Genomic DNA, 4,572 nt, shown 5'->3' on the forward strand with positions numbered 1-4,572 from the left:
TCACCGATCTGTTCGCCCAGCATGACTCCTCTCCCTTTGGTTTTCGATCTGGCCCCGCCAGACCGAGAGGGTGTTCAAAAGTGCAGCGGACCGCCTTCGCACCCGTGCGCCTCGTGACGGTGGGTCTCTGGCGCGGGCCCTCGCGATCCCGTTGCTTCTCCCACTGGCCAACGCATCGCTCAGAACAAGGGCGTGTCGCGCGGCCCCCGCCAGTCTCAGGCCGGCGAGTCCAACGACCGGAAGCAGGCGGATCGCAGCGGAGGCCAGAACGGCCACAGGCGGCCCTCCCTGGTTGTGGCCCGGCGCAGCCTCTACCCCCGCCGAGGCGATCCGACAAGGGGCGATGCCGTCGCTCGCGTTGCTGAGCCGCCATGTGATAGCGCGGCATTCCAACGGGAGTTGCGCGGCTGCCCGGCGGCTTCAGCACCTAGTCGTCGGGCGGCGGAAGGAGCGCCATGGGCGGCAAGTCCGCAAGGCGAGCACAGCGGGACTATGTCCCTGCGGCGCCCCAACTCTGGCTCTACGACTTCTTGGTCGCCGTCCTGGCGCGGGAATCACGCTGGCGCCCGGCTCTGGTTCGTCAGATTGCGCCCACCGCCGAGGACGCGATGGCTGACATCGGTTGCGGCACCGGATCGCTCATGGCGCTCATCAGCAGGACCGCCCCGCCGGCTGTTCTGATTGGAATCGATCCTGATCCCGCCATCCTGGAGCGCGCCCGGCGCAAGACGGAGGCGGCAGGGGCAACCGTGGAGTTGAAGGTCGGCTATGCCCGAGACGCCGCAGCGCTCCTTGACGGGCGCGGCATCAACAAGATCGTGTCGAGTCTCGTATTTCATCAGGTGCCCATGGCCGAAAAGCGGGCGGGGTTGGCGGCCATGCGCGCCGCCTTGGTTCCCAACGGCGAACTGCACGTGGCCGACTACGGCCTCCAGCGCACGGCGCTCATGCGCCAGCTCTTTCGTATCGTTCAAAAGGGTGACGGCTATGAGAACACGGAGCCCAACGCACGCGGCGTCCTACCCAAGTTGATGAAGGACGTCGGCTTCCGTGCCGTTGAAGAGACCACCGTCATTGCGACGCCCACCGGCTCAATCTCCCTCTACCGAGCGGAGCGAGGCCCGTGAGCACACTCAAGTGCCGTACAGGCTCTTCGAAGTCCTCGCTCGCGCCGGTCTGGCGATTGAAGAGACTCGGTTCGACCTTGGAGGACCGGCGCCCCGCCCCCCACGCCAAGCGGTACGTGGACGGCTTGCGGCTTTGGCAACCAACGGCAACAAAAACGGCGGGGCAGGCGAGCTAACCATGCGATTCTCTAGGTGGTAGCCCAGCCCCAAGAGACATGCGGCGCATGTACCATTGCCGGGGCGGGCAAGACCAACCGGCGCGGCGCCGCGGATAGCGGATATTGGTTGACGCCGCCACCGGAAGTGTCGTAGCCAGGCCGCCCAGGAGGTTCTCCGCACGATGGAGATTCGCAGCCTCGGCGTCCTCGGCGCCGGTCAGATGGGGCTCGGCATCGCGCAGGCCGCGGCCCGCGCCGGCTTCGACACGATCATGGCGAAGGCCACCCCGGGGGCGCTCGACGCGCAGCGGGCCAGGGTCGAGAAGCAGCTCCACAAGGACGTCGAGCGCGGCCGGCTGACGGCCGCCGACCACGGCGCGCTGCTCGAGCGCCTGCGCTGGACGATCCACCTGCACGACCTCGCCGACGTCGACCTGGTCATCGAGTCGATCGTCGAGGAGCTGGCGGTGAAGCGGGACCACTTCGGGCGCCTCGACGAGATCGTGAAGGCGGAGGCGATCTTCGCCACCAACACCTCGACGCTGACCGTGACCGAGCTGGCCGCCGCCACCGGCCGGCCCGAGCGCTTCGTCGGCCTCCACTTCTTCAACCCGGTGCACGCCATGAAGCTGGTCGAGGTGGCGCCGGGCCTGAAGACGTCGGCGGAGACGGTGGAGACCTGCGTCGCCTTCGCCAAGCGGCTCGGCAAGGCGCCGGTCGTGGTCGCCGACTCGACCGGCTACATCGTGAACCGCCTCCTCGTCCCCTACATGGTCGACGCGATCGGCTGCCTCGAGCGCGGCCTCGGCTCGATCGCCGACATCGACGCGGCGATGCAGAACGGCGCCAACCACCCCATGGGCCCGCTCGCGCTCGCCGACTTCATCGGGCTCGACATCGTCTTCCACATGGCCTCGCTCCTGCAGGCGGAGTACAGGGAGCCGCGCTTCGCGCCGCCGCCGCTCCTGCGCCGCATGGTGCTGGCGGGGTACCTCGGGCGGAAGACGGGCAGCGGCTTCTACGACTACGGCCAGCATCCGCCCGCGCCGCGCGACGCGCTCGTGCGCCGGGACGGCGCGCAGGGCTGACGGGTTCAGCCTGCCGTCGCGGGCGCGGCCGCCGAGGACGCGAGCCGCAGCACGTCGAGATAGCCGCGCGCCACGCAGGCGTCCCGCAGCACACCGCGCTCGCGCAGCAGCCGGTGCATGCGCGGCAGGTGGTAGTGCGGCACCGCCATCACGAGGTGGTGCTCCAGGTGATAGTTGACGCGGTTCGGCGCGAGCAGCAGACGCTCCCACCAGCGCGCGAGCGTCGTGCGCGTGTTGCGGAGCGGGTCGGCGGGGTCGGGCACCATGCCGTGCTCGGCGATCGAGCGGAGCCGCATCGCGAGGCTGTAGGTCGTGAGCCATGCCCCCACCCAGAGGAGGTAGAGCGCCGGGTGCCCGGCGAGAGCGAGCACGCCGAGCAGCACGCCGTTGGTGATGACGACCCCCCGGAGCGCCTCCAGCCCGGCGTCGAAGTTCCGCTTGACGCGGCCCCGCGACAGGCCGAGGTCGCGGCGCACGGTCGCCTTCAGGCGCTTCCAGCCCGTCTGGCCCGAGAGGTCGCGCCAGATCTTCCGCCGCATGCTCGCACGCGTCACCGGGAACGGCGTGGCGAGCGGCAGGTCGGGATCGCGCTCCGTCCACGTCTGCGCGTGGTGCTGGAGGTGGTAGGGGCGGTACGGGTAGAGGTCGCTCCACACGGGGTACGCGCACAGCCAGTTGCCGACCAGGTCGTTCCACCGCCGGTCCTCGAGCAACGTCCGGTGCGCCGCCTCGTGCATGAGGACGGCGAGGCCGAGCTGCCGGCCGCCGATGACGAAGAGAGCGACCACCACGGTGAGGAGGTGCGGCCAGTGGCCGACCAGGGCAAGGGCCGCGCCGATGACGGCCCAGTCGATCGCGATCGAGAACCACGAGCGCCAGTCGCGCATCGCGCAGAGCTCGCGCACCTCGGCGTCGGAGAGCGCCTCGCGCCAGGCCTCGGCCATGACTTCCCGACCATAGCGCCGGTCGGTGGCGTCCTTCAACCGCCGCCGTGGTCCGTCACCTCGACCTTCACGCCCCGGCGCTGGCCGGGCTCCCGGGCGAACGCTCCGCACGAAGACGTCGTGGAGGTGGGTCGGATCGATGACGTTGCCGAGCGCGACGGCCGTCATGTAGTCGATGTGAACGACTCGCCGGGCTTCACGTCCCTCGGCGTCGAGAAGACGGAGGCAGGCGGCAGGATCATGCTCGCGAGGTCACTCGTCTCGGGACGGAACGAGGTGGGCACCTGGAGAGCCGGCAACCGCTCGCAATGACCCTGCCGCCGACGCTCTCGAGGTGGATGACCCTGGTCGAGAAGTATGTCTTCTCGCTGTTCTTCCTCCTCCTCGCCTACAAGCAGCTCCACGCACTCGGCACGTCCGTCGCACTGCTCGGCGAGCGGTGGGCGCTGCCTCTCGGTCCGAGCGGTCTGTTTGCCGTGTCGGTGAGGGACGTCCTGATCTTCGCCTTCGAGCTCTTCGTCGGGCTCACCCTCCTCTTCAATCGCGCTCCGGTGAGGCAGCCGGAGAAGGCGCGGGACATCCTCGTCCCCTTGCTCGGAACCTTCTTCATCTACACCTTCGCCTTCGCCACCCGGGCGCCCGCCCCGCTCAGGGAAAACCTGATGCCCGCCGCCTTGCGGGACGTGGCCGCGGTCGTGGCCCTCCTGGTGAGCGTCGTGGGCTATGCAGTCGCCGTCTGGTCGGTCGTGTGTCTCGGACGCTCCTTCGCGCTCCTCGTTTCCGTGCGGACGCTCGTTCGTCGCGGGCCCTATCGGTACGTTCGTCATCCGATGTACCTCGGCTACATCCTTCTGTTCGCCGGGATCCTGATCGGAGCCCTCTGCCCGATCGTCATCGCGTTGACGGTGGTCTGTGTCTCGCTGACGGTCTGGCGTGCGCGGCTCGAAGAGGACGCCCTCACGCGACACGGCGGGAAGTATCGCGAATACGCGACGCAGACCGGCTTCCTCCTGCCGAGGCTCCGCGCATCGCGTCCGCTCTGAGCTGCCGGTCCGCCGGCCCGAGGGCGTCCCCGAGGGCCGTCCCTGTTAGCGATCAGTGACTTTGTCCCCTTAACGCGTCAGTGAAAATGTCCGCCTCCGGGGTTCATTGAGTGCGACTCGTGGATCGCGAAGAGTGCTTGTGCTTTCGTCCGTAGGGTGGGGCCTCCCAGGTCCCGTGCGCGTCTCTACGAGGCTCTAATTGCGCCGCGCAA

4 protein-coding genes are annotated in these 4,572 nt (G+C 68.9%); 3 read left to right on the forward strand and 1 reads right to left on the reverse strand.

What is annotated here, in order from left to right:
* Positions 1-455 precede the first annotated feature (455 nt).
* On the forward strand, positions 456-1,127 hold the full coding sequence (locus E6J59_15575; GenBank protein TMB17765.1) for a class I SAM-dependent methyltransferase: 672 nt from the start codon (positions 456-458) through the stop codon (positions 1,125-1,127).
* 340 nt (positions 1,128-1,467) lie between these two features.
* A complete protein-coding gene (locus E6J59_15580; GenBank protein ID TMB17766.1) occupies positions 1,468-2,373 on the forward strand; it encodes a 3-hydroxyacyl-CoA dehydrogenase family protein in 906 nt (301 codons plus the stop codon).
* A gap of 5 nt (positions 2,374-2,378) precedes the next feature.
* Here E6J59_15580 and E6J59_15585 read toward each other — a convergent pair whose 3' ends face one another.
* A complete protein-coding gene (locus E6J59_15585) occupies positions 2,379-3,485 on the reverse strand; it encodes a fatty acid desaturase (protein TMB17767.1) in 1,107 nt (368 codons plus the stop codon).
* Between the two features lie 140 nt (positions 3,486-3,625).
* Between E6J59_15585 and E6J59_15590 the strand changes: the two genes are divergently transcribed.
* A complete protein-coding gene (locus E6J59_15590) occupies positions 3,626-4,360 on the forward strand; it encodes an isoprenylcysteine carboxylmethyltransferase family protein (GenBank protein ID TMB17768.1) in 735 nt (244 codons plus the stop codon).
* Positions 4,361-4,572: the final 212 nt, after the last annotated feature.

Source organism: Deltaproteobacteria bacterium (assembly GCA_005879795.1).
GTDB lineage: Bacteria > Desulfobacterota > Binatia > DP-6 > DP-6 > DP-6.

What these genes read in the sequence shown, in the direction of transcription:
- E6J59_15575 (TMB17765.1), top strand. Translation starts at nt 456, where the DNA reads ATGGGCGGCAAGTCCGCAAGGCGAGCACAGCGGGACTATGTCCCTGCG.
- E6J59_15580 (TMB17766.1), top strand. Translation starts at nt 1,468, where the DNA reads ATGGAGATTCGCAGCCTCGGCGTCCTCGGCGCCGGTCAGATGGGGCTC.
- E6J59_15585 (TMB17767.1), bottom strand. Translation starts at nt 3,485, where the DNA reads ATGACGGCCGTCGCGCTCGGCAACGTCATCGATCCGACCCACCTCCAC.
- E6J59_15590 (TMB17768.1), top strand. Translation starts at nt 3,626, where the DNA reads ATGACCCTGCCGCCGACGCTCTCGAGGTGGATGACCCTGGTCGAGAAG.